The sequence below is a fragment of the Intestinimonas butyriciproducens genome (assembly GCF_016901775.1).
In the GTDB taxonomy this organism is placed as follows: Bacteria; Bacillota; Clostridia; order Oscillospirales; family Butyricicoccaceae; genus Pseudobutyricicoccus.
Genome location: NZ_JACJKW010000005.1, coordinates 64872 through 86835, shown reverse-complemented (window position 1 = coordinate 86835; position 21964 = coordinate 64872). Strand labels below are relative to the sequence as shown.

At 56.6% G+C, this 21964-nt stretch carries 19 protein-coding genes, 1 tRNA gene, 1 pseudogene and 2 riboswitches; of the genes and pseudogenes, 4 read left to right on the top strand and 17 right to left on the bottom strand.

What is annotated here, in order from left to right; translation table 11 throughout:
- Positions 1-58 precede the first annotated feature (58 nt).
- Positions 59-225: riboswitch (Lysine riboswitch) on the bottom strand.
- 124 nt (positions 226-349) lie between these two features.
- Positions 350-1261, top strand: coding sequence for an RluA family pseudouridine synthase (locus H6A25_RS03915; RefSeq protein WP_204750693.1), 912 nt, complete (start codon positions 350-352; stop codon positions 1259-1261).
- Between the two features lie 42 nt (positions 1262-1303).
- Here the strand turns inward: H6A25_RS03915 and grdD are convergent, their stop codons facing one another.
- From grdD to H6A25_RS03870, 9 genes are all read right to left on the bottom strand, one after another.
- Positions 1304-2461: a glycine/sarcosine/betaine reductase complex component C subunit alpha gene (gene grdD / locus H6A25_RS03910; protein ID WP_118426737.1), complete on the bottom strand. Its 1158-nt coding sequence runs from the start codon at positions 2459-2461 to the stop codon at positions 1304-1306.
- 13 nt (positions 2462-2474) lie between these two features.
- Positions 2475-4019: a glycine/sarcosine/betaine reductase complex component C subunit beta gene (grdC, locus tag H6A25_RS03905; RefSeq protein WP_204750692.1), complete on the bottom strand. Its 1545-nt coding sequence runs from the start codon at positions 4017-4019 to the stop codon at positions 2475-2477.
- A gap of 202 nt (positions 4020-4221) precedes the next feature.
- The gene (gene grdA, locus H6A25_RS03900; RefSeq protein WP_204750691.1) at positions 4222-4695 is read right to left on the bottom strand and encodes a glycine/sarcosine/betaine reductase complex selenoprotein A; all 474 of its coding nucleotides are present in this window, start codon (positions 4693-4695) and stop codon (positions 4222-4224) included.
- A 118-nt stretch (positions 4696-4813) separates the two neighbouring features.
- Complete coding sequence (trxA, locus tag H6A25_RS03895) at positions 4814-5131, bottom strand: thioredoxin TrxA (RefSeq protein WP_118426744.1); 318 nt, start codon at positions 5129-5131, stop codon at positions 4814-4816.
- A gap of 30 nt (positions 5132-5161) precedes the next feature.
- Positions 5162-6091 carry a thioredoxin-disulfide reductase gene (gene trxB / locus H6A25_RS03890; RefSeq protein WP_118426746.1) on the bottom strand — a complete coding sequence of 310 codons (930 nt, stop codon included), beginning with the start codon at positions 6089-6091 and terminating at the stop codon, positions 5162-5164.
- 20 nt (positions 6092-6111) lie between these two features.
- A complete protein-coding gene (grdB, locus tag H6A25_RS03885) occupies positions 6112-7419 on the bottom strand; it encodes a glycine reductase complex selenoprotein B (protein ID WP_204750690.1) in 1308 nt (435 codons plus the stop codon).
- Between the two features lie 21 nt (positions 7420-7440).
- Positions 7441-8721 carry a glycine/sarcosine/betaine reductase component B subunit gene (locus tag H6A25_RS03880; RefSeq protein ID WP_204750689.1) on the bottom strand — a complete coding sequence of 427 codons (1281 nt, stop codon included), beginning with the start codon at positions 8719-8721 and terminating at the stop codon, positions 7441-7443.
- A 71-nt stretch (positions 8722-8792) separates the two neighbouring features.
- Positions 8793-9173, bottom strand: coding sequence for a GrdX family protein (locus H6A25_RS03875; protein WP_204750688.1), 381 nt, complete (start codon positions 9171-9173; stop codon positions 8793-8795).
- A gap of 271 nt (positions 9174-9444) precedes the next feature.
- A riboswitch (glycine riboswitch) is annotated at positions 9445-9544 on the bottom strand.
- A 94-nt stretch (positions 9545-9638) separates the two neighbouring features.
- Positions 9639-9735: transfer RNA gene (locus H6A25_RS03870), tRNA-Sec, on the bottom strand.
- Positions 9736-9890: 155 nt separating this feature from the next.
- On the opposite strand from H6A25_RS03870, the gene H6A25_RS03865 reads away from it, so the two are divergent.
- Positions 9891-11588, top strand: a complete 1698-nt coding sequence (locus tag H6A25_RS03865; protein WP_204750687.1) for a M14 family metallopeptidase — start codon at positions 9891-9893, stop codon at positions 11586-11588.
- A gap of 110 nt (positions 11589-11698) precedes the next feature.
- Here the strand turns inward: H6A25_RS03865 and selB are convergent, their stop codons facing one another.
- From selB to yedE, 5 genes and pseudogenes are all read right to left on the bottom strand, one after another.
- Positions 11699-13597: a selenocysteine-specific translation elongation factor gene (gene selB / locus H6A25_RS03860; RefSeq protein WP_204750686.1), complete on the bottom strand. Its 1899-nt coding sequence runs from the start codon at positions 13595-13597 to the stop codon at positions 11699-11701.
- A gap of 21 nt (positions 13598-13618) precedes the next feature.
- Entirely contained in the window at positions 13619-15013 is a 1395-nt protein-coding gene (gene selA, locus H6A25_RS03855) for an L-seryl-tRNA(Sec) selenium transferase (protein WP_204750685.1), read from the bottom strand.
- Between the two features lie 137 nt (positions 15014-15150).
- Positions 15151-15387, bottom strand: coding sequence for a putative Se/S carrier-like protein (locus H6A25_RS03850; RefSeq protein ID WP_204750684.1), 237 nt, complete (start codon positions 15385-15387; stop codon positions 15151-15153).
- A 25-nt stretch (positions 15388-15412) separates the two neighbouring features.
- Positions 15413-15625: a sulfurtransferase TusA family protein gene (locus H6A25_RS03845; protein WP_118426764.1), complete on the bottom strand. Its 213-nt coding sequence runs from the start codon at positions 15623-15625 to the stop codon at positions 15413-15415.
- Between the two features lie 12 nt (positions 15626-15637).
- A pseudogene (gene yedE, locus H6A25_RS03840) lies at positions 15638-16759 on the bottom strand (YedE family putative selenium transporter); the annotation flags it as partial.
- Positions 16760-16933: 174 nt separating this feature from the next.
- Here yedE and H6A25_RS03835 point away from each other — a divergent pair.
- Positions 16934-18088, top strand: a complete 1155-nt coding sequence (locus H6A25_RS03835; RefSeq protein WP_204750682.1) for an aminotransferase class V-fold PLP-dependent enzyme — start codon at positions 16934-16936, stop codon at positions 18086-18088.
- Between the two features lie 228 nt (positions 18089-18316).
- On the opposite strand, the gene selD is transcribed toward H6A25_RS03835, so the two are convergent.
- On the bottom strand, positions 18317-19354 hold the full coding sequence (selD, locus tag H6A25_RS03830; protein ID WP_204750681.1) for a selenide, water dikinase SelD: 1038 nt from the start codon (positions 19352-19354) through the stop codon (positions 18317-18319).
- A 127-nt stretch (positions 19355-19481) separates the two neighbouring features.
- Here selD and H6A25_RS03825 point away from each other — a divergent pair, with 127 nt between their 5' ends.
- Positions 19482-20396 carry a selenium metabolism-associated LysR family transcriptional regulator gene (locus tag H6A25_RS03825; protein ID WP_204750680.1) on the top strand — a complete coding sequence of 305 codons (915 nt, stop codon included), beginning with the start codon at positions 19482-19484 and terminating at the stop codon, positions 20394-20396.
- 97 nt (positions 20397-20493) lie between these two features.
- On the opposite strand, the gene H6A25_RS03820 is transcribed toward H6A25_RS03825, so the two are convergent.
- Together H6A25_RS03820 and H6A25_RS03815 are read right to left on the bottom strand one after the other, a co-directional pair.
- A complete protein-coding gene (locus tag H6A25_RS03820; RefSeq protein ID WP_204750679.1) occupies positions 20494-20940 on the bottom strand; it encodes a YaiI/YqxD family protein in 447 nt (148 codons plus the stop codon).
- 66 nt (positions 20941-21006) lie between these two features.
- Positions 21007-21867, bottom strand: a complete 861-nt coding sequence (locus tag H6A25_RS03815; protein ID WP_204750678.1) for an Mrp/NBP35 family ATP-binding protein — start codon at positions 21865-21867, stop codon at positions 21007-21009.
- Between the last annotated feature and the right edge of the window lie 97 nt (positions 21868-21964).

Here is a 21964-nt window from a genome sequence, read left to right as displayed (position 1 = left end):
GCCCGCAGGGAACAAAAAAAGACTGCATCTACCGATGCAGTCTCAAACAGCAAGAAAACACATCGATAGCTCCTCTGTCGCAAAGACAGGAGTCCTGGTGATCTTCTCACCAGTCCCAACCAAACGCCATGTCTGGCGTCCGTTTCGGCGGTTTGGCCTTTCTTCCGGGGTCACAGAATACCTTCTCACCCGGTTACTCATCCGTACCGCGCCTCTATCATCTTTCGTTGTCCCGTTTATCATACCACGGCCTTCCTCATTTGTAAAGCAAAACTTTTACATTTTTCTCTCCTTTGTGCTATAATACTCTCTGCCAAACAAGCCGGAAATCATTTCAAAGGAGCGTGCCATGCATCGGAACATTTCTCACACTGTGACAAAAGAGGAAGAGGGCCGTACCATCCTCTCTTTGCTCCGGGGTGTGCTGGGCTTTTCCTCTTCCCAAGTGCGGCGCATGAAAGAAAGGGGAGGTATTCTGCTGGAGGGAACACCAGCTTACACCAACCAGCGGGTCCGAAACGGTCAGGTTCTTTCATGCCGCATGGATGAGGATCGCTCCTCCCGGAATATCCTCCCGGTACCGGGGCCTTTGTGTATTCTCTATGAGGACAACGATCTGCTGGTGCTGGACAAACCGTCCGGAGTGCCGGTTCATCCTTCCCAGGGCCACTTCACCGACAGTCTGGCCAATTTCCTGGCTTATGAAATGGAAAAAAACCGGGGCGTGTCTTTTGTCTTCCGGGGTGTCAACCGGCTGGACCGGAACACCTCCGGCCTGCTTACCGTAGCCAAACATCCCCACGCCCAGCATCTTCTTTCCCAACAGCTGCACACCGGGGAATTTCACCGGGAATACCAGGCTCTGGTGTGTGGAGCTGTGCGGCCCAGGAGAGGCACAGTAGATGCCCCCATTCTGGACATTCCCGGCGTGCTGCGCCGGGTGATCTCTCCCGAAGGAGCCCGGGCGGTGACCCATTATGAAACCCTGGAGGAAGGGGGCCCCTATGCCCTGCTCCGCCTATGGCTGGAAACCGGCCGCACCCATCAGATCCGCCTGCACATGGCCCACATCGGCCACCCCCTGGCCGGCGACTTTCTCTACGGCACCCAGCTGCCTTCCCCCTGCTCCGGCCACGCTCTCCATTCCAGCCGTATCCGCCTGCGCCAGCCCATCACCGGTGAAACTATCCAGGTGGAAAGCCCCCTTCCCCCCTTCTTTTCCCAACTGCTGCAAAAGCCAAAAGAAAACAAAAAGGGCTGACCCTTCGGTCAGCCCTTTTTTCATCCTCAGAAAGAGGAATTTTTACTGCACATACCCAGCTTCTTTCAGCAGGGCGATGGACTTCTCCAGGTTGGCGTCGGAAACCAGGACAACAGGACCGGTGCAGCCCATGCCGCTTTCGGCATAGATCTTGTTCTTCCACAGAACATTCACCGCATCCTCCAGGTCCATGATCTCGATGCCGGCGATGGCGCCGGTGACCACTTCCTTGGGAGGAGCCACAACTTCTTCCGCCGGGGCGGCCTGCTTGTTGGCAGCAGCTTTCCGCTCCTCCAGCAGCTTCTTCAGGCCAGCCTTGTTGGCGGCAGCAAACTCTTCTTCCGCAACCTTGAAGATGTTGCCCCGCACCAGCTGAGCAGCATACTTGATAGCGCCAGCGATCACAGGAGCGCCGGAAGCACGGGAGACGATCATAACCAGACGGTCATAGCCTTCGCCGATGCCCGGGCCATAACCATAGCCCATGGCCTCAAAGCTGCCGCCGGTGGTGTAGGAAGAAAGCATCTTCACCATGATATTGCCGGTGAGGGAGTCTGTGACCATGATGTCAGGAGAGCCTACCAGCATATCGTTGCCGCGCATGACGCAGCCGCCGTCGGCACGGGAGGACTCGGCAAAATGGATGTCATACCCATTTTCAGCCAGGGTCTTCAGAGCGCCTTCGGTCTGACGGGCGCCGTCCACATTCAGGATGCCCACAGTGGGCTCCTTCACGCCGCAGGTCTTGGCGGCGATGATGCCGTAGATGGCATTTTTGATCATGCCTTCGATACGGTCGGTGGAAGAGGTGCCGGTGGTGGTGGCGATGAACATCTCCTTGCCCTTACCAGGGGTCACCACCCGGCCCACGGTGGAAACACCGATGGGGAACGGATAGTGCATGGTGACAGCAGCGTCCACTTCCTTGTTGGCCAGCATTTCTTCCATCTTCTTGTGGCCTTCTTCGTCGTCGGCCACTTTCACGGTGATGACGCCTTCGGCTTCCAGAGAGCCGATGTAATACACATCGATGCCCTCTTTGGCAGCCATCAGGGCGGCCTTCATGGCGTTTTCTTCGCCATGCTCACTGCCCATACCGGTGAGAGCTACCTTGGGGCGCTTGCCGAAGCTGCCGGTCTCCAGGCCCTGGGCGATCTCCATGAAGGTATTGGCAATGGTCTTTTCAATAAACTTAGACATGTTTCAACACCTCTTATTCGGCGTCAGCGTCAGCCATCAGAGTCTCAGCGAATTCCTTCATAGCCTTGGCGATCAGGCCCTTGACCTTCTCTTCGGAAACGCCTTCCTCCGCCTGGGCGCCGCTGTTGGGCTGAATGGTGAAGGAAACACCGTCAAACAGGTTGGTCATACGGCCCAGGAACAGAGAGCCCTTGCCGATGATCATAGCCCGGTTGATCTTGCCGGCCAGGATGTCCTCACGGGCAAAGCCGATGTAAGGAGCGCCGGAGGGGATGTGGCCCTGTGTGGGAGCCCAGCCCACCAGACCGTGCTTGGCGGGGAAGGAAGCCAGTTCCTTCTTGTCCAGCTCGCCGTTCTTCACAGCCAGAGCGCCGATCATCTTATAGTTGGCCAGAGGAACATCGCCAGCGCCAGCGGGCTTTGTGATGTCGGGGTTCTGCATCTCGGGAGAATACTTGTCCACATCGGTGATCTTCAGGCCGCCCTTAGCCAGAGGAGCAGCAACCAGGGAACCGATAACATTCTGGGGAGCGGAGCCAGTGCCCACGCAGTGACGGCCCAGCATATCCAGGTTGATTTCGGGGTTGACGCCGTCGTTGGCGCTGATGACCACAGCGAAGCCGCCCAGCACATCTTCGATAGCGGGCAGACCCTTCTTCACATGGTCCTTGCCGTTCATGCCCAGCTTAGCGGTGCAGCCGCCAGCGGTGACGATAACGGTCTTGTAGGAGCCAGCCTTGACCAGAGAAGCAGCCTCGATCATGGCATGGGCCGGAGCAGCACAGAAGCCGCGCAGGTCGGAGCCGGAAGCGTTGACCAGGCCAGCCACTTCAGCAGCAGCCTTAGCGAAGTTGCCGCCGCCGCGCTGGTTCATATCGCCGCAAGCTTCCTCGGCGCAGTCGATGACATATTCCACATCGGCCTTGTCGATGCCGGCAGCCTTCACAGCGTGGAGCAGAGCCAGAACGCTGGAAGCCTTGCAGGCGATGTTCTCGAACATAACATGAGCGGACAGGTTCACATCCACATCGTGAGCGCGCTTGACGCAGCCCACCAGGTTGCCCATGTGGTACAGGGGCTCAGCATGCTCCTCGTCCACCAGGCGCTTGATCTCGGCGCCGTCGATACCCTCGGCCACCTTGGCCATGATATCTTCGCCGATCACAGGGTCAGCAGCCAGCTTGTCCTTTGTAGCGCTGACAAACTCTTTATCCAGATATACCAGCTCGAACACGTCGCAGACCTGCATCAGAACCAGGAACTCGTCCTGAGGCATGATCTCACCGAACTTGCCGTAGCGCTGGGCATTTTCCATGTTTTTACCAACCCAGGGCTGCTCATGTTCGGCCAGCTCTTCCGGCGTCATGTTGCCGATGTAAGTCTGGTTGGGCATGTAGGCAACCACATCTTCATAGGAACGAATGTGGTTGGGGAGCTCCTTCAGATACTCCGAATCAGGGTTGACGATCTTCTCAGTGGTCTGGGTGGTGCCGGCGTGGAGCACCATGTCAGGGGCATGCACCAGGACATAACCCGCGCCTTTGATAACGCTGTTCATTTTGTTCACTGCCTCTCTACGCAATTTATTGTGGCCCCGAAGGGGCGCTTCTATGGGAATGGATCTTTCATGAACGGTATCGAGTTTTCAGCAGCCGCAATATACCCCCAAAGTCGTTCACCTCTTACTTTTCCATCGTAAGAGAGACAAAGAAAATGGTGATATGGTGATTTGATCACCATATCACCATAGTTCTTAAATCTTAGAGATATTTGCAGTACTGTTCTCTGATACTGCTCATTTCGTTGACGATGTCGTCCACATCCAGAACCATCTCCATCATGGAGATCTGATCTTCGTAGACCTGCTCATCAACTTCGGCTTTGATCTCAGGCTCGCAAATGTGATAAACCGTGAGTCCCAACGAGACTCCTGTCAACGGACCTGCGAAAGTGGGGTCGCCGGCTGTAACAGTCTCCGCGGCCAGGCCGGAAGCCTCGCCCTCGGCAGCGCCCAGCAGAACAACAATGTTCTCCGGGCCATACTGCTCAGCAAACTCCTTCACTCTCTTCTGATTTTCCAGGTCCATTGCACCAGCGGCGGTTCAGACGAAGCACTCCGTAGAGGAGAAGACTACTTCTGCGCCCGCAGTCTTCGCGCATTCTTCAATCGCGGGACCTGGGATGCCATCTCTATCGCCGATGATGATAACCTTCTTACCGGACAATATACTCATGGCTCTACCTCCTTCTCATAGATTTTTTATATGGACAGCTTTCGCTGTCCCGTTGAACGCTTCCCGGCTTTTGGCCGGGAGCGTTTAACGCAGGGACAAATCAGAGGATCAAGAGCACTTAGATGTGCTTTTTGATCATCTCTTCGATGCTCTCAGCAGTGCAGTCTTCCTTGACCAGCACATCGATCTGAGCACCGTTCTCATAGATCGCCATGACGGGCAGACCCATAACCTTCTGGGCGATAGCCAGTCTGCGGGCCTTTGTGGTGTTCAAAGCGCAGAACTTCATCTTGTCGCCATAGGTCTCAGCATACTGATGCACGAAGGGCATCAGAGCGGCGCAGGGCACGCAGCCATCGCCATAGAAATCGACGAACACTTTGCCTTCGGCCTTCAGAACTTCGGCTTCGAAGTTTTCTTTTGTCAGCTCAACCATTGGAATATCCTCCTTGTATGTTGTGTAAAATTAGCCGAGGTACTTCTCGCACTGCACAGCGGCGATGGCGCCGTCGGCAGCTGCGGTCACTACCTGACGCAGGCTCTTCACTCGGATATCGCCAGCGGCAAACACGCCGGGGATATTTGTCTTCATGTCTTCATCGGTGACGATGTAGCCATGCTCCATGTTGACCTTGCCTTCGAAGACCTTAGACTGGGGATCGTAGCCGATGAACACGAACACACCAAAGGTGCCGTCTTCGGGGTTGGCCTCGATCTCCCGGACCTCACCGGTCTTGACATTTTTAACGACCATGCTGGTCAGAATGTCATCGCCCTTGAGCTCTTCAATGACGGTATCCCACATAAACTCCATCTTGGGGTTGGCAAAAGCCTTCTCCTGAATGGACTTGGCAGCTCTCAGCTCGTTTCTTCTGTGGATCAGAGTAACCTTGCGGCCGAACTTTGTCAGATACATGGCCTCTTCCACAGCGCTGTCGCCGCCGCCCACCACATAGATGTCGAAATCCTCAAAGAAGTTGCCGTCGCAGGTGGCGCAGTAGGAAACGCCCTTGCCGGTCAGTTCCTTCTCACCGGGGCAGCCGATGGGCTTGGGAGAAGCGCCGGTGGCGATGATGACAGTCTTGCCCTGGTATTCGGCCTTGCTGCCCTTGATCACCTTGATGTCGCCTTCCAGCTCCACATCCACAACGGTGTCAAACACCTTCTCAGCGCCGAAGTGGTTGACCTGGTCCACCATCTTCTTGATGAGGGAAGGACCGGATTCGCCTTCCACAGCGCCGGGATAGTTTTCGATCTCGTCAGTGATGACGATCTGTCCGCCGTCCTTGATCTTCTCGATGACCAGGGTGCTCAGGCGAGCTCTGCCAGCGTACAGAGCGGCAGCCAGGCCGGCCGGGCCGGCGCCGATGATGATAACGTCATAAACTTTGCTCATTTCGATGACTCTCCTAACAATTATTCAAAAATTGTCTGCTCGGTCACTTCGGTTTCCAGAGCCTTCAGAGCCTTCTCGACCAGGCCACGACGCAGAGCCTTCTCTTCTTCATGAGTCAGCTCGGGGTTGCCCAGAGGATGGGGGATAGCGATGGTGGGAACAATTCTGTTCGCGCCAACGGTCATGGAAATCGGGGTAACTGTGCACATATGAACAACGGGGATACCCGCACGCTCAATCTCTTTAACCAACGTTGCACCGCAACGTGTGCAGGTGCCTCACGTGGAGGTCAGAATTACGGCGTCAACACCGTCATTCTTCAGCTCTTTGGAGAACTCTTCAGCAAAAGCCTTGGCGCTGGCCACAGCAGTACCGTTACCAACAGTGGAGTAGAAGTAACGATGCAGCTTGCCGATGCGGCCTTCCTTTTCCAGATCCCGCAGCACATCAACAGGCAGAACGCGGTCGGCGTCCTCGTTGGCATAGACAGGGTCATAGCCGCCGTGAGCGGTCTCATAGGTGTCGGCCGTCAGATCCATCACGCCCTCGATGTCATACTTGCCATAGTGGGAAGCAGAGGAGGACTCGATGTGATCGGGGTTGCCCTTGGGAACGATGCCGCCGGAAGTAACCAGAGCGATGGTGGCATGAGCCATATCCTTCACAGCGGGGTTGGGATCGACGCGGTCGAAGTTGGGCATGGGGAACTCGGTGACGAACTCCTTGCCAGCCAGCTTCTTCAGCAGCATATCAACAGCACGCTTGGAGCCCCGCTCTTTCTCGAAGAAGTTCTTGCGGATGCCGTTGGGCAGATAGCCTTCCTCAGCGGAGGACAGGATCTCTTCGCCCTTGGCCAGCTTCAGGGCCAGAGGAGCCATCTTCTTGACGGCGTCTCTCATGCCGGCAGCGCTGTTCTTGGTGGAAACGATATACACATCCTTGGCGTAGTCAGCGCCGGGATTTTCCTTGTACATACCGGTGAGCACGGGAATGCCCAGCTCGTCCTTCACAGCCTTTGTGATGTTGCCGCAGGCAAAGCCATAACGGCCAGCGTTAAAGGCAGGGCCAGCCAGGAACAGGTCGGGCTTCTGCCCCTTGATCATTTCCATGATGGTAGCGGTGGCTTCCTTGGTGTTCTCGCCGAAATAGGAGTCGCCGCAGACGATGGTGGCAACGATTTCAGCTTCATCGCCGAAAGCAGCCTTGAAAGCCATGCCGGGGCCGACAACTTCGCCGACTCTCAGTTCAGGCTTGTAATCAGCCATTTCCTCGCCGCCGATGTTGGCGAAGAACTGGTTGATATAATGGACAACTCTGATCTTGCTCATTATTCTCTTGTCCTCCTTCCGTTATCTGGCGCTCAGCTTGTTGAAGCCGAGTTCGTTGGTGGCGCCGGTGATAACCTGGAGCTCGGCGTCGATGCTGCCGTCGGCATTCAGGCTGCCCTCGTGGCCGCCAGCGATGATGTTGGCAACTTCGGGATAGCCGATGACTTTATCCATCTTGGGCAGGTGGATGACCATGTTCGCGTTGCCGCCAGTGACAACAGCGTCGGCCTTGGGATCGGCGTCCGCCAGGGACTGGGACTTACCATCCTGGCCGGCATATTCGTCGGTGATGATAACAGTCTTGACGCCCTGCTCTTCGATCTTCTTGCAGTTCATGATCAGGTCGGTGTCGGGGTTGCCGAAGCCTTCCTGGGAAACAACAGCGCCGTCCAGGTCCAGCCAGCGACACAGCTTAGCGGTCCAGTCAGAGGAGCGCTGCTTGTCGGCCAGGTAGACGTTCTCGTTGGTCAGGATCATGCCCACGAAGTTCAGGGTCTTGCCATGCTGAGCAAACAGGTCCTTCACAACGGGGTTGTTCAGGTGATGGTAGGTGGTGTTCTTATCGCAAGCGGACACGCAGTTACCGCTGAGGATAGCACCGTCCATGCCTTCGGTGGGGTTCATGATGGTGGACAGGGTGCGCTTGGCATCGACGCCGTACACATAGGTGTCGTGCATCAGGCCCTGGCTCTGCAGCATCTGAACATAAGCCACGCGGGGCAGGTTGGGCATTTTCTCCATGCCTTCCTTGACGCCGTAGGTCTCGAAGACTTCGGTCTCGTCGGGAGTGACATTCTTGGCCAGATCGCCCAGGAACTTTGCGGTCTTCAGGCCGGCAAAGCGGACAGCCTTCTCATGCTCGTGCTGATGCAGGCCATCCACAGGCTCGATCACAACCACCAGGTTGTTGGTCTGGGAGAAGGGGGTGTACTTGGCGCCCTCACCGCTCATATCGATGATGCCTTCCTGGAAGGCCACGATCTTACCGGTGGTGACGACGGCGGAGCCGCGCAGCACATTGGTCTTGCCGCTGCCCACGGTGTCCACCTTGGAGATGACGCCGGGGAAGATGTCGCCGGGGCCCTCCACCTTGCAGCGAGGCTCGATCACGTCCTTAACGGGCATGATGCGGATGCTGTCGCCGGGTTTTGCGATTTCCAGTTCAACTGACTTGATATTCTCGTCTTCCAGAACCAGGTTCTTGATATCCTCTTTGCACACATAGAGGACACCAGCCTCAACCTTGGACTGGTCGGCGAACTGAATATCATGGATATTGACGTATCCAAGTTCCAGTTTCAATTTGAGCACCTCCATAATTTAAATGTATATCAGTTTCTTAAAAGCTTTAAGAAATTGACCGATGATTGTGTTTACTGCATGGCCGAGGCCATGGCGTTGTCGCACAGGCTGCAATCGATGGTTCGGAAATCCTGCCGCATATTTTCCGGCATATTGGGGAAGCGCTCTTTGCCGAATTTTTTGCAAGCGATGATACACTCTTCGATAATCCGCAGAGACTCGCTGTCCATCGTCTTTTTGCTTTTGGTGAGGAAGATGGTTTTGTACGGGGTCTCATTGGGCTTGATGCTGCCTGCCAGAGGATGGGTAAGGAGTTTGTGGCCGGCGTGGATATAATCCCGGGCCATGCGCATGATCTCGGTGTACTTCACCGGATGGAACTCCACCGTCACCTGGGAAGCGTATTTGTCCCGCACCATTTCGTTGTTGGTGATGATAAAGAAATCCGCCATGCTTGTCTCCTGCTTTTATCTGTTTTTTCGATAGAAGGAAGGGTCTTTATCCGATTTTCCGATAAATCGACCATTCCACACCCATTCTGTTTTCATTGTACACCAGCCGATGGATATTATCAAGAAAAATCGGCAGAATTGCAGCAAAAAAGCGACGGCCTGAAAAGCACTTGCTTTCACGCTGTCGCATTCTCCGTTTTCGAGCCTGAGAGATTCCAGCGATCCACCGATCACTGTTGCTCCTTGGGCGCCTGCTGGCTTTTCAGAGTCCGGTCCACGCTCGGTCCTTTTGCCTGAAAGTTTCGCGCCGTTTTGACAGAACAGCACTTGCATCTTCGGCGCCCCAAAGGGGTCTCTCCCGATCAGTTTCATCCCGCTTATTCAGTTCGTCTATATTTTAACACAAAGCACCGAAAAAGCAAGCTATATTTCTTGATTGCATTCATCGGTTTTTTGAATAAACTCTGGCGGGAGTATGTGGGAATCGAACCCACCTAAGCGGCTCCTAACCGCTATTACTGGTTTTGAAGACCAGAGGGCACACCAGCACCCATCTACTCCCATAATGGTCCCATAAAAGCCGTTGCCTATGTTATCACAATCTTTTGTAAAATGCAAGGGTCTCCGGCTCAATCTTTTGTCTTTTTCGTTGCCTTCCCTGTTTTTCGGAGTTATACTGAAAAAAAGCGCTTTGCGCACAGGGAGGTTTTGTCTAAAATGAAGCACAGTCTGCCTTACGACCACTACTACCGCTACCAGGAAATCGCCGATCTGCTCCACGGCTATGAAAAAGACCATCCGGAATTTTTCCAGCTGTCGGTCATCGGCCGCACTCCCCAGGGGCGGGACATTCTGGCCTGCACCATCACCAATACCGCCACGGGAAAGCCGGAAGACAAACCGGCCTATTATATGGAGGCCAACATCCATGCCGGTGAGGTCACCGGGTCCATGGTGGCCATTTACTTCCTGGACACCCTGATGAGCAATCTGGAAGATGACCGCATCCGGCAGATTCTGGGCCGGTATACCCTGTATGTGGTGCCCCGTCTGTCCTGCGACGGTTCCGAGCACTATCTCACCACCGCCGACTATGTCCGTTCGGCTCCCCGGCCCTATCCCACTGAAAAGCGCCAGAACGGCCTGCACAAGGGAGACATCGACGGCGACGGCGTGGCCCGGCTGATGCGGGTCCCCTCCCCTTACGGCGTGTGGAAGATCTCTTCCAAGGATCCCCGGCTGATGGTGCGCCGCCGTCCCGACGAAACCGATGGGGAATTTTATAATGTATACCCGGAAGGCATCATTGAAAATTACGACGGCCTCCATGTGACCATGGCGCCCAGCGAGTTCGGCAACGACTTCAACCGGAACTATCCCATCGGCTGGCAGGACGAGAGCCAGCAGGCCGGGGCCGGAGCCCATCCCCTGTCCAATCCGGAAACCCAGGCCAACGCCGCCTTCCTGCTGGCTCATCCCAATGTGTGCTGCGTGGTGGATATGCACACCGCCGGCGGCCAGATTCTCTACACCCCCGGCTACAAAAGCGCCAAGGACGCCATTCCTCAGGATATGGCTCTCTACCGCGCTTTGGGCAAAATGGGCACCGAAGAGAATGGTTTCCCCCTGCTGAACATCTATGACGAATATATGCCGGCTTCCGCGCCCCAGACCTGCGGCGGCTTTGATGATTTCTGCCACTTCCTGCTGGGCGTTCCTGCCTTCACCATCGAATGCTGGGATCTGGCCCGCCGGGCCGGTGTGGAAGAACACTATCCGCCCAAAGAAAACCTGTCCCAGGAGGAAGAAGAGGAGATCGCCGTCAAATACCTGCGCTGGATGGACGAAAATCTCTCCCCGGAAGAAGGCTTCCTTCCCTGGAAGCCCTTCCAGCATCCCCAGCTGGGACCGGTGGAGATCGGCGGGGCCAACTACAAGCAGGTTTCCCAGAATCCGCCCATCAAATTCTTGGAGCAGGAGCTGGAAAAGCACACCCGCTTCATCCTGCGGCTCATCCCCACCCTGCCCCGGGTCTGCTTTGACCGGGTACGCACCCAGGAAGTGGGCACCGGACTGTATCTGGTGGAAGCCATCCTGGGCAACCGGGGTTTCATGCCCACCTATGTGTTCCGGGAAGGCCTGAAATACAAGACACTGAAAGAACTCACCGTTACCCTGTCCGGGGAGAACATCCTGCTGCCCCAGAAGGACGCCTGCAAAAACATCGGCCATCTGGAGGGTTTCTCCAGCGTCAAGGCCCGCAACGAAGGCATGGGCCCCACCACGGAGGAACGGGATCCCATGCAGAAAAAGGTCACCTGGCTGGTACAGGGCCAGAAGGGAGAAACCATTACCCTCCTTTGCCAGGGCGGCCGCATCGGCAAGGTGAGCGCTCAGGTTCAGCTGGGCGAGTAAATCTGCCTATCGATATTTTCGATCAATCCCATACTATATATTATATAATGTATCAGACACAAAAAGCCTGCCGGTGTTCCGGCAGGCTTTTTGATTGTTTATAAAACACCTTACAGAAGAACCCGGGCGTCTCCCACTTTTTTGGTAACCTTTTCCCGGTCCAGAGTTTCCAGGATCACCATTGCGTATTTCCGGGAGGTTCCCAGCAGATCCCGCACCTCGCCCAAAGTGATCTGTCCCTGAGCACGGATCTGCTCCTTGATCCGCTCCACCGCCTCGTCATAGTGCTGCCGGGCAAAGCAGATCTGAGCATCCATCCGCACCAGGGTTCCGGCGCCGATCAGGGCGTTGTGCACCTGCTGGGCCTTTTTCTGATCCTTGCCCATCTGGGCCAGTACATCCTCGGTGGCCGGCGGAGCATAGCCCCCGTCCAGATAGATCTTCTCCATCTCCTTCATCATCCGGGAGGCTTCTTCGTCCAGTTTCACCTTGAATTTGAACAGGGACACCAGACCATTTACGATCTTGATCCGTTCCACTTTTTCATAATAGGCCAGCATACCGTCAGCCACCGCCTGCTCCTGGCGGGGCAGAAACCGGGTGCGCACCTCTTCCTTCTTCATGCCCTCTTTCAAGGGATTGGCGGTGTGATACTCCCGCAGAATCTCGCTGAGGCGCTTGCCCTGGGCTTCGGCAAAATCCCGGTGGAGATACAGATCTCCCGCAATCCGGACGATCTTACCTTCCTGCTCCAGCTCTCCGGCCAAGGCTCTGGCCTCTTCCAGGCTGGCGCCAAACTGCACGGCCACAAAGGAAAGCGGCCGGTAATGGGGACTTCCCTCCCGGATGCCCTGCTCGATCTTGTCCTTCAGGCTGCCCTTTTCCAGCACCCGCAGCCCTTCCAGAGCCTGTTCATCCCCACGGCGGCGCTTGAAGGGGCTGGGATCCAGCACCACACCGCCGCCCACAGTCTCCAGGGGCGAATAAAACCGCACCACAAAATGGTCTCCCGCCTTGAGGGCCACTTCCTCTTCCAGCCGCAGCTGGGCGTAGGCGCTCTGACCCGCTTCCAGCACATCCCCTTCCAGCAGCACCGCTTTGCACAGCACTTCCCGGCTGCCGTGGTAGAAATGGAGACGGCTGGTGTTTTTGATGACCCGTTTGGCATCTTTCAGCACATTCAGACGCACATCCACCATCATGGTAGTGTGCATGGAGCCGGGCACGGCCACCACATCGCCACGCTGGATATCGCTTTTTTTCAGGTTGGAGAAGTTCACCGCCACCCGCTGTCCGGCATAGGCGGTGTCCACGCTTTGGGAGTGCACCTGGATATTGCGCACCTTGCCCATCTTTTCCCCGGGGTAGAGCATCACCTCATCCCCTTCTTTCAGCTGGCCTTCGATCATGGTACCAGTGATGACCGTGCCAAAGCCTTCCATGGAAAAGACCCGGTCCACCGGGATGCGGAAGGGGATGTCCATCTTTTTGCCGCCCAGAAGGGAAATCTGGCGGAAAATCTCCTGGCGCAGATCTTCAATGCCCTCTCCGGTATAGGAGGACACCGGAATCAGGGGGGCATCCTCCAGAAAAGTTCCCTTCACCTGGCTGCGGATGTCCTCGGCCACCAGCTCCCGCCAGTCCTCATCCACCATATCGGTCTTGGTGAGAACAATAATGCCGTGCTGGATTTCCAGCAGAGACAAAATACCCAGGTGCTCCACCGTCTGGGGCATGACCCCTTCGTCGGCGGCCACGATGAGCAGGGCCAGGTCGATGCCTCCGGCCCCCGCCAGCATATTGCGGACGAATTTTTCATGGCCGGGCACATCGATGATGCCCGCTCTCCCGCCGTCGGGCAGGTCCAGATAGGCAAAACCCAGCTCAATGGTGATGCCCCGCTTCTTCTCCTCCCGCAGCCGGTCGGTTTCAATGCCGGTGAGTGCCCGGATCAGGCAGGTTTTTCCGTGGTCCACATGACCGGCGGTGCCGATGATGACGTTGTTCATTGTGATTCCTCCCCGGCGCTTTTACTGGGCGCCCCCTGTGACCTCCAGCAGACACTGGGCGATATAGCCAAAATACTCTTCCTGTACAGTGCGCATATCCAGCAGCAGACGATCCTTGGAGATGCGTCCGATCACCGGGATGCGGCAGGAGCGCAGCCGGCTTTCCATCTGATCCACCGTGACGCTTTCATGTTCCATGGCCACCGCCCAGGTGGGAAGCATCTGGGTGGGCACGCTGCCGCCGCCAACCTGGCCTTCCTCCTGAGACAGAGCACAGGAAAGGCCGGGCACCTTTTTCAGACGGCGCAGCAGACGGCCCCCCTTGCTGCGCAGTTCATCCATGGACATGGAGAGCATCCGGTAAGTGGGGATCTTCCGGGCGATCTCATCGGGCTCCAGATAGATGCGCAATGTGGCTTCCAACGCGGCCAGAGTCAGTTTGTCGATACGCAGCGCCCGTGTAAGAGGGTTTTTCTTCATGGCGTCCACATATTTCTTTTTGCCGATGATGATGCCGGCCTGAGGCCCGCCCAGCAGCTTGTCCCCGCTGAAGGAGGTCACATCGGCTCCGGCGGCCATGGCCTGCTGCACTGTGGGCTCGCTTTCGATGCCGAACTGTGCCAGATCCACCAGGGCGCCGCTGCCCAGGTCGTAGATCACCGGCAGATCGTGACGCTTTCCCATCTCCACCAGCTCTTCCACCGACACTTCCTCTGTAAATCCCATGATCTTATAGTTGCTGGTGTGCACCTTGAGGAAAGCGGCGGTATCCGGACCGATGGCGTTTTCATAATCCGACGGGTGGGTCTTGTTGGTGGTGCCCACTTCCAACAAAGTGGAGTTGCTCTGCTCCATGATCTCGGGCACACGGAAAGAACCGCCGATCTCCACCAGCTCCCCGCGGGAAACGATGAGCTGCTTGTTTTTCGCCATGGTGCCCAGCACCAGCATGACGGCGGCAGCGTTGTTGTTGACCACCAAAGCGGCTTCCGCCCCGGTGAGGCGGCAGATCAGATCCTCCACATGGCTGTACCGGCTGCCCCGGCGTCCCTTTTCGCAGTCATACTCCAGGGTGTTGTAGTTTTCGGCCACATCCATGGCGGCCTGGGCGGCCTCGCGGCACATCACCGCTCTGCCCAGATTGGTGTGCAGCACGATACCGGTGCCGTTGATCACCGGCCGCAGGCTCATGCGGCTGTTCTCCTCCACCTGCTGCAGCACCGCCCGGCTCACCCCTTCCAGGGTCAGGTCCGGCTCTTCGCCCCGGAGGATCTGCTCCCGCAGAGCGTCCAGCACCTGGCGCACCCCATCGGTCACCTGGCTGCGGCCCTCTTCCATGGCTTTTTTCACCTGGGGCTGGGCCAGCACCTCGTCCACCTTGGGGATCGAACGCAGCAATTCTTTTTTGATCTCCATCTCTATCTCATCCTGTCTTTTGAAAATTCATCGTCCCGCCCAAAAGGCGGCCATAATGCACTTATTATACATCATCCCCAAGCCCTCCCGCAAGGCCGGGGAAACAGGAAAAAAGGCCGGACTTGCCGGCCTTTTTTCTATTCTGCCTGAAAAACGCAGCGGTAACCGCCCTTTTCCTCCTGATAAAGCCCTTCCAGATCGGTGGCCCCTTCCACCTGGGGTTCTCCCTCCTGGGCAAAGCGCACGCACACGCCGCAAGAGGCGCTGAGAGCCCGGGGCACCGGCATCATCTGGGCGTTAAGTCCCTGGCGCTTTTGTTCCCGCTGAAAGGTTAAAGCACCGAAATGAGTGTAAAATGTGGCGATATAGGTCACGGCTGCCGCTCCTTTTCCTTTTGTTTTAACCGATGGTCAGTTTGAACTCTCCATCCCCTTTTGTGACGGAGACCTTCAGACCTTTATTTTCGGCGAAACGAGTGATATTGTCAACAGCCACTTGATTGTCCACCAGCACCTGGGCCTTGTTTCCGTTTTTGCTCAGAGCCTTCTTGGTGAGGATCACCGGTTCGGGGCAGGAACGGCCCCGGGCGTCTACCACATTGTTGTCAGCCATGATTCTTTCCTCCTAGCTGTTCTTTTTCTGTTTCTGGATGTTTACAAAGGCGATGACAGCCACCACCACAAGACCCACGATCACAGCGATCTTGCCGTTAGGCGTGGGGCCTTCGGCAGAAGCGGCCAGCTTGAAGTTATGGCAGAAGGCAGCGCCCACAAAGAGGCCCAGCACGGTAACGGCGCTGTCGCTGTTGCCGCTGCCGGCCAGGATCAGCTGACGCAGGGGGCAGCCGCCCAGCAGCACGCTGGCAAAGCCCACCAGCACCATGCCCAGGGCGTTCCACACACCGTCGGTGTGAGCCACCGGCTGACCGGCAAAGCCCAGAGTGAAGTTGCCTGTGATCAGGTTGCCGATGAGGGCGGCCACGATGATGGCGATAAAGCCCCACAGCAGATAAAAGTCCTTAAAGAGCACGGCGTCCCGGATGCCGCCCACCATGCAAAGGCGGGTCTTCTGGCACAGAGCGCCCACCACCAGACCGGCCACAAGGGCCAGGATCAGCGGAGCCCGCATGGAGCCAGGGCCTTCTGTGCTGAAATAGATCACAGGAGGCGCAGCCACCACCAAAACCAGAAGAGCCACATTGATGGCAGAGATCATGCCGCCTTCCAGCGGGCTCTGCTCATAGGTGCGCCGCAGGCTGAAGCCCTGGTTCAGGCAGAAGATGCCTGCCAGAATGCCAACCACAAAACCCACCAGGCCCACAACAGCATTCAGATCGCCGCCGGCGATGCGCAGCACCATCCGCAGGGGGCAGCCCAAAAACATCAGCGCACCCACCATGACGAAAAAGCCCAGCACAAACCGGGTGACGGGAGAAGAACCTCCCTGGGCCTTGAATTCCTTGCCGGCCACCGACATAATCAAAGCGCCCAGCACCAGACCGATGATCTCCGGCCGGATATACTGCACGATGGCAGCCTGATGCATTCCCACACCGCCGGCGATATCCCGGATAAAGCAGGCGATGCAGAAACCCATGTTCTTGGGGTTGCCGTTGGCCACCAGCAGCACTGCAATGGCGCCGATGATCAAACCGGTGAGGATCATCCATAGCGTCTTTTTGTTCTTCACGTTCTTCATTCCCCTTCTTTTCTCTTGGGAGCTTCCGCTCCATTGATTTCTCCGCCCATTTTATCCCATAGTTTCCAAAATGTATAATACTTATTTTTAATATTTCAAATGGTATTTATAGATTTTATCAATAAACATAGTCTTGTCCCCGGCTTTCATGTATAATAAGGGTACATCTGGACGGGCCGTGTCCCTTTGGGACGAAACGGCCTTTTTATTGGAGGGTTTATCGTGGAGAAAATCTATTTCGACAACGGCAGCACCTCCTTCCCCAAAGCCCCTGGGGTGGGAGACGCGATCCGGGATATCATCGAGCATGGGGCCTACAACATCAACCGGGGCGGCTATGAAGGCGCCTACGAAGTGGCCGACATGGTGCTCACCACCCGGGAGCAGCTGTGCCGTCTGTTTCATTTTTCAGAATCCCGCAATGTGGTCTTTACTCCCAGCATCACCTACTCCCTCAACTATGTGATCAAGGGCCTGCTCAAGCCGGGAGATCATGTGATCGTCAGCTCCATGGAGCACAACGGCCTGATGCGCCCCCTGGTGCAGATGGCCCATCAGGGCGTGAGTTTTGACGCCGCCCAGGCCGACCGGGACGGGGTGCTGGACCCCCAGAAGGTGGAGGACCTGATTCGCCCCAACACCCGGGCTGTGATGATGCTCCACGCCTCCAATCTGTGCGGCACCATGCTGCCCATCCAGAAGGTGGGTGAGATTTGCGCCCGCCATGGCCTGATCTTTGTGGTGGACACCGCCCAGACCGCCGGTGTCTTTCCTATCGACATGGAAAAAATGCACATCGACGCTCTGTGCTTCACCGGCCACAAGGGCCTGCGTGGTCCTCAGGGCGTGGGCGGCATGCTGCTGCGGGACGAGCTGTGTTCTCAGATGACTCCCCTCATCTCCGGCGGCACCGGCTCCCGCAGCGATAGCGAAGAAGTGCCCGACTTCATGCCCGACCGGTTTGAATCGGGTACCATGAATCTGCCGGGCATCGCCGGACTCCACCGGGCCCTTACCTATCTGGAGGAATACGGCATGGAAAACATCGCCCGGCAGGAGCTTGCCATCTGCCAGCGGTTCATCGACGGCGCCCTCACCCTGCCCGATACCCGCGTGGTGGGCAAACTGAATACCCAGGACCGGGCGGCCATCGTCTCCCTTGATTTTCAGAAGATGGACAATGCGGAAGTCTCCTTCCTGCTGGACAACCAGTATGGCGTCATGACCCGCTGCGGCCTCCACTGTGCCCCCCGGGCCCACAAGAGCCTGGGCACTTTCCCCCAAGGCACCGTCCGCTTCTCCTTCAGCCATCACAACACCCCGGAGGAAGTGGACACCTGCATCGAAGGTCTGCGGAAGATCCTCACCCAGGGCTAAAACAAACAAAAAAGCGGGACCCACGAGGGTCCCGCTCTAGCGTGTCGAAAAAGTGTCAAAATCCACTTTTTCGAATTTTTGCAAGGGTCTGCGTGCAGCCATTTGGCCACACTTGCCCCTCTCGATCCGCAAAAATCCACGCACAGGTCGCGGCTTTTTGCAAATCAATAGGGGGTAAAACAAGCAATCTCTTTTCGCTGTTGGGTCGCTCAGCAGCCCGAATGCTTTTTACTTCACCACGATGCTCTTGCCGTCAAAGGGCTTCACATACCCCACCAAACGGGCGTCGCCGGTGAACTCTTCCAGCTGACGCAGCAGCTCCGGCGCTTTGTGCTCCGGCAGGGAGATGAGCAGACCGCCGGCAGTCTGGGGATCGTAGAGCACATCGCTCAGCTCCAGAGACACCCCGGCTCCCATCTCCACATCGTCCTGGAGATAGCCCCGGTTGTTATAGGCCCCGCCGGGAATGATCCCCTCCTGGGCCAATTCCAGGGCCTTCTTTTCCACCGGCACCCGGCGGGAATCGATAACCAGCGTCATACCGCTGCCCGCCGCCATTTCGTAGGCATGGCCCAGAAAGCCGAAGCCGGTGATGTCGGTACAGGCATGAGCTCCCACCCGGACCATGCAGTCCCGGGCGTTTTTGTTCAGGGTGGTCATCAGCTCCACCATGCGCTTATATTCCCCATCGGTGAGCAGATCGGCTTTGCCGCCGGTGGACAGAATGCCGGTGCCCAGGCTCTTTGTGAGCACCAGGGCGTCACCCACCTGGCATCCGGCGTTTGTCAGCACATCCTTGGGATGGATGAAGCCGGTGACGCACAGGCCGTATTTGGGTTCTTCGTCTTCGATGGTATGGCCGCCGGCAATGATGGCGCCGGCCTCCTGCACTTTGGCATAGCCACCCGCCAGTATTTCGCCCATGATGCTCACCGGCAGGCAGGAAGGGAAGCAGATGAGGTTCATGGCCGTCGCCGGAGTGGAGCCCATGGCGTATACATCACTGAGGGAATTGGTGGCCGCGATCTGGCCAAATACATAGGGGTCGTCCACCATGGGGGGAAAGAAGTCCACTGTCTGCACAATGGCCAGATCCTCCCGCACCTTGTAAACGGCGGCATCGTCGCTGGAATCAAACCCCACCAGCAGATTTTCGTCCTGGAATTTGGGCAATTTGGCAAGGACGTCATTGAGGACACCCGGTCCTATCTTGGATGCTCACCCACCGCTTTTGGTCAGCTCAGTGAGCCTGGGTTTTCCGTTCATTGCCATTACCGCCTTTCTCTTTTGTTTTCACCGGCCGCGGGCCGATGTCATTGCATATCATATCGCAACAAACCGCTCTTGGCAAGGGATAACCTTGCGGGAAGCCACAATGAAAGGAAGCCTGATTATGCATTTCAAGCAACTGGAAGCCTTTGTGAATGTGATCAAGTTCAAAAGCTTTTCCAAAGCGGCAGAGGAAATCTATCTTTCCCAGCCCACCATCAGCGCTCACATCAGCGCATTGGAAAGCGAATTTGGCACAAAGCTCATCATCCGCTCCACCAAGGAAGTCTACCCTTCCAAGGCGGGAAAAATCTTCTACGAATACGCCAGCGAAATGCTGCGTATGCGGGACAAAGCCATTTTGTCGGTGAAAAGCTGCGCCACCGATATCCGGGGCACACTGGAGATCGCCGCGTCCACCGTCCCCTCCCAGTATCTTCTCCCTGAGCTTCTGCCCCAGATGGCCAAGGACTATCCCAATCTGTTTTTCGAGCTGAAGCAATATGACAGCCGGGAAGTGGCCAACCACATCATCAACATGGACGCCGAGATCGGCATTGTGGGCACCCAGCTGGAAAAGAACAAATGCGTCTTTGAGCCCTTTGCCTCCGACCAGTTGGTTCTCATCACCCCCAACCTGGAAAAATACCGGGAGCTGAAAGGGGATTTTCCTCTGTCCATGCTGAAAAAAGAGCCCTTTATCCTGCGGGAATACGGCTCCGGCACCCGAAAGGAAACCGAGGAATCCCTGAGCAACATGGGCGTGGATCCCAAATCCCTCCACCTCATCGCCCAGATGGACAGCACCGAAAGCATCAAACAGGCGGTCTCCAAGGGACTGGGCGTCTCCATCACTTCCCGCATCGCCGCAGAGGATTACGCCCGCTTCGGCCTGCTTCTGATTTTTGATCTGAAGAGCGAATTTCTAAAGCGGAAATTCTATTTCGTCTACCACAAGGACCGTCCCCTTTCCCCGGCAGCAGAAGCTTTTATGAAATTTGCCCGGGAATATTTTGAACAGCATCCGGAAAAAGCCTGATCCTCTTTCTCTGGGCGCATGGACTGCGCCAGGAGAGTTTCGCGGCACAGGAAAAGCGCGGCCTGACCCTTGGTTTGTCACAAGGTTGGCCGCGCTTTTATTTTTTTGCCCATTGGGCTTCCAGCAGTTTGCGGAAAGCCTGTTCAAACTGTGCATCCTGGGCCTTTTCCCTCTTTTTCGGCCCCCGGGTTCGTCCACCGCCCCGGCGGACCTTCTGCCCCACATGACGGGAAAAGAGCAGGCCCTGGATATTTTCCCCGGTGAACAAAAGTCCATCCTGACTTACGGCCCGGCATCCCTTCCCCAAAGCCAGGGCCGCCACCCCATAATCCTGGGTCACAACGATGTCCCCTTTTTCCACTTCATTGATAAGACGCAGATCGGCGCTGTCCCTCCCTTTGTCCACCGTGATCACCTGGCTGTATCCGTCATCAATCCGGTGGCTGGTGTCGGTGACCATCACCAGCGGGATGTGCTTTTCCCGGCACAGCCTGACGATGATCTCCCGCACCGGGCAGGCATCGGCATCCACCAAAACCTTCAAACATTTCCCCTCCTTTCGGCAGCAAAGCGGCAGCCGGTTGGCCGCCGCTTTGCTGTTTTTCTTTATTTAGAAATCCTCATCCTCTTCCAGATCCCAGTTCTGGAAATCTTCCACCATTTTCACAGCCTTGTCCAGGAAGTCACCCTCAAAATCCTGGATCTTTCCGGCATCGCACAAAGCGGCCAGCTTGGGATTGATGGGAATCTGGGCCAGCAGGGGCAGACCTTCCTCCGCGGCGGCCTGAGCGGTTTTGCTCTCGCCGTAGATCATGATCTTCTTGCCGCAGTCGGGGCACTCCACATAGCTCATGTTCTCCACCACGCCGATGACGGGCACATCCATCAGCTGAGCCATTTTCATGGCCTTTTTCACGATCATGCTCACCAGCTCCTGGGGAGAGGTGACGATGATGATGCCGTCCACAGGCAGGGACTGGAACACTGTCAGGGGCACATCACCGGTTCCCGGAGGCATGTCCACAAACATAAAGTCCACATCCCCCCACACCACATCGGTCCAGAACTGCTTGACAGTGGTGGCGATCACCGGACCGCGCCACACCACAGGGTCGCTTTCATGCTCCAGCAGCAGGTTGATGGACATCAGATCCACGCCGCTTTCGCTGTGGGCCGGCAGAATGCCCTGGCCGTTGCCCCGGGCCTTCTCATGAACGCCGAAGATCTGGGGAATGGAGGGGCCGGTGATGTCGGCGTCCAGCACGGCGGCCTTGTAGCCCTTTCTCTGCATGGACACCGCCAGAAGAGAAGTGACCAGGCTCTTGCCTACGCCACCCTTGCCGCTGACGACGCCAATGACTTTGTTGACGCGGCTGCCCGGATTGGGTTTTTCCACCATATTCCGGGGAGAATTGCGTTCCCCGCAGTTTTGGCTGCAAGTTTCGCAGTTGTGTGTGCACCCTTCGCTCATGGAATGTGCGCCTCCTTATCAGATAAAGTATCGCATAAACTGCATTTTCCATTTGTTTGCCGCCGGAGTCTCCCGGCTTCCCTATTATAACCCCTCC

What these genes read in the sequence shown, in the direction of transcription:
- H6A25_RS03845 (WP_118426764.1), bottom strand. Translation starts at nt 15,625, where the DNA reads ATGGCTGACAACAATGTGGTAGACGCCCGGGGCCGTTCCTGCCCCGAA.
- selA (WP_204750685.1), bottom strand. Translation starts at nt 15,013, where the DNA reads ATGGAGATCAAAAAAGAATTGCTGCGTTCGATCCCCAAGGTGGACGAG.
- trxB (WP_118426746.1), bottom strand. Translation starts at nt 6,091, where the DNA reads ATGAGCAAAGTTTATGACGTTATCATCATCGGCGCCGGCCCGGCCGGC.
- H6A25_RS03825 (WP_204750680.1), top strand. Translation starts at nt 19,482, where the DNA reads ATGCATTTCAAGCAACTGGAAGCCTTTGTGAATGTGATCAAGTTCAAA.
- selB (WP_204750686.1), bottom strand. Translation starts at nt 13,597, where the DNA reads ATGAACAACGTCATCATCGGCACCGCCGGTCATGTGGACCACGGAAAA.
- trxA (WP_118426744.1), bottom strand. Translation starts at nt 5,131, where the DNA reads ATGGTTGAGCTGACAAAAGAAAACTTCGAAGCCGAAGTTCTGAAGGCC.
- H6A25_RS03875 (WP_204750688.1), bottom strand. Translation starts at nt 9,173, where the DNA reads ATGGCGGATTTCTTTATCATCACCAACAACGAAATGGTGCGGGACAAA.
- grdC (WP_204750692.1), bottom strand. Translation starts at nt 4,019, where the DNA reads ATGAACAGCGTTATCAAAGGCGCGGGTTATGTCCTGGTGCATGCCCCT.
- H6A25_RS03815 (WP_204750678.1), bottom strand. Translation starts at nt 21,867, where the DNA reads ATGAGCGAAGGGTGCACACACAACTGCGAAACTTGCAGCCAAAACTGC.
- H6A25_RS03915 (WP_204750693.1), top strand. Translation starts at nt 350, where the DNA reads ATGCATCGGAACATTTCTCACACTGTGACAAAAGAGGAAGAGGGCCGT.
- H6A25_RS03865 (WP_204750687.1), top strand. Translation starts at nt 9,891, where the DNA reads ATGAAGCACAGTCTGCCTTACGACCACTACTACCGCTACCAGGAAATC.
- grdD (WP_118426737.1), bottom strand. Translation starts at nt 2,461, where the DNA reads ATGTCTAAGTTTATTGAAAAGACCATTGCCAATACCTTCATGGAGATC.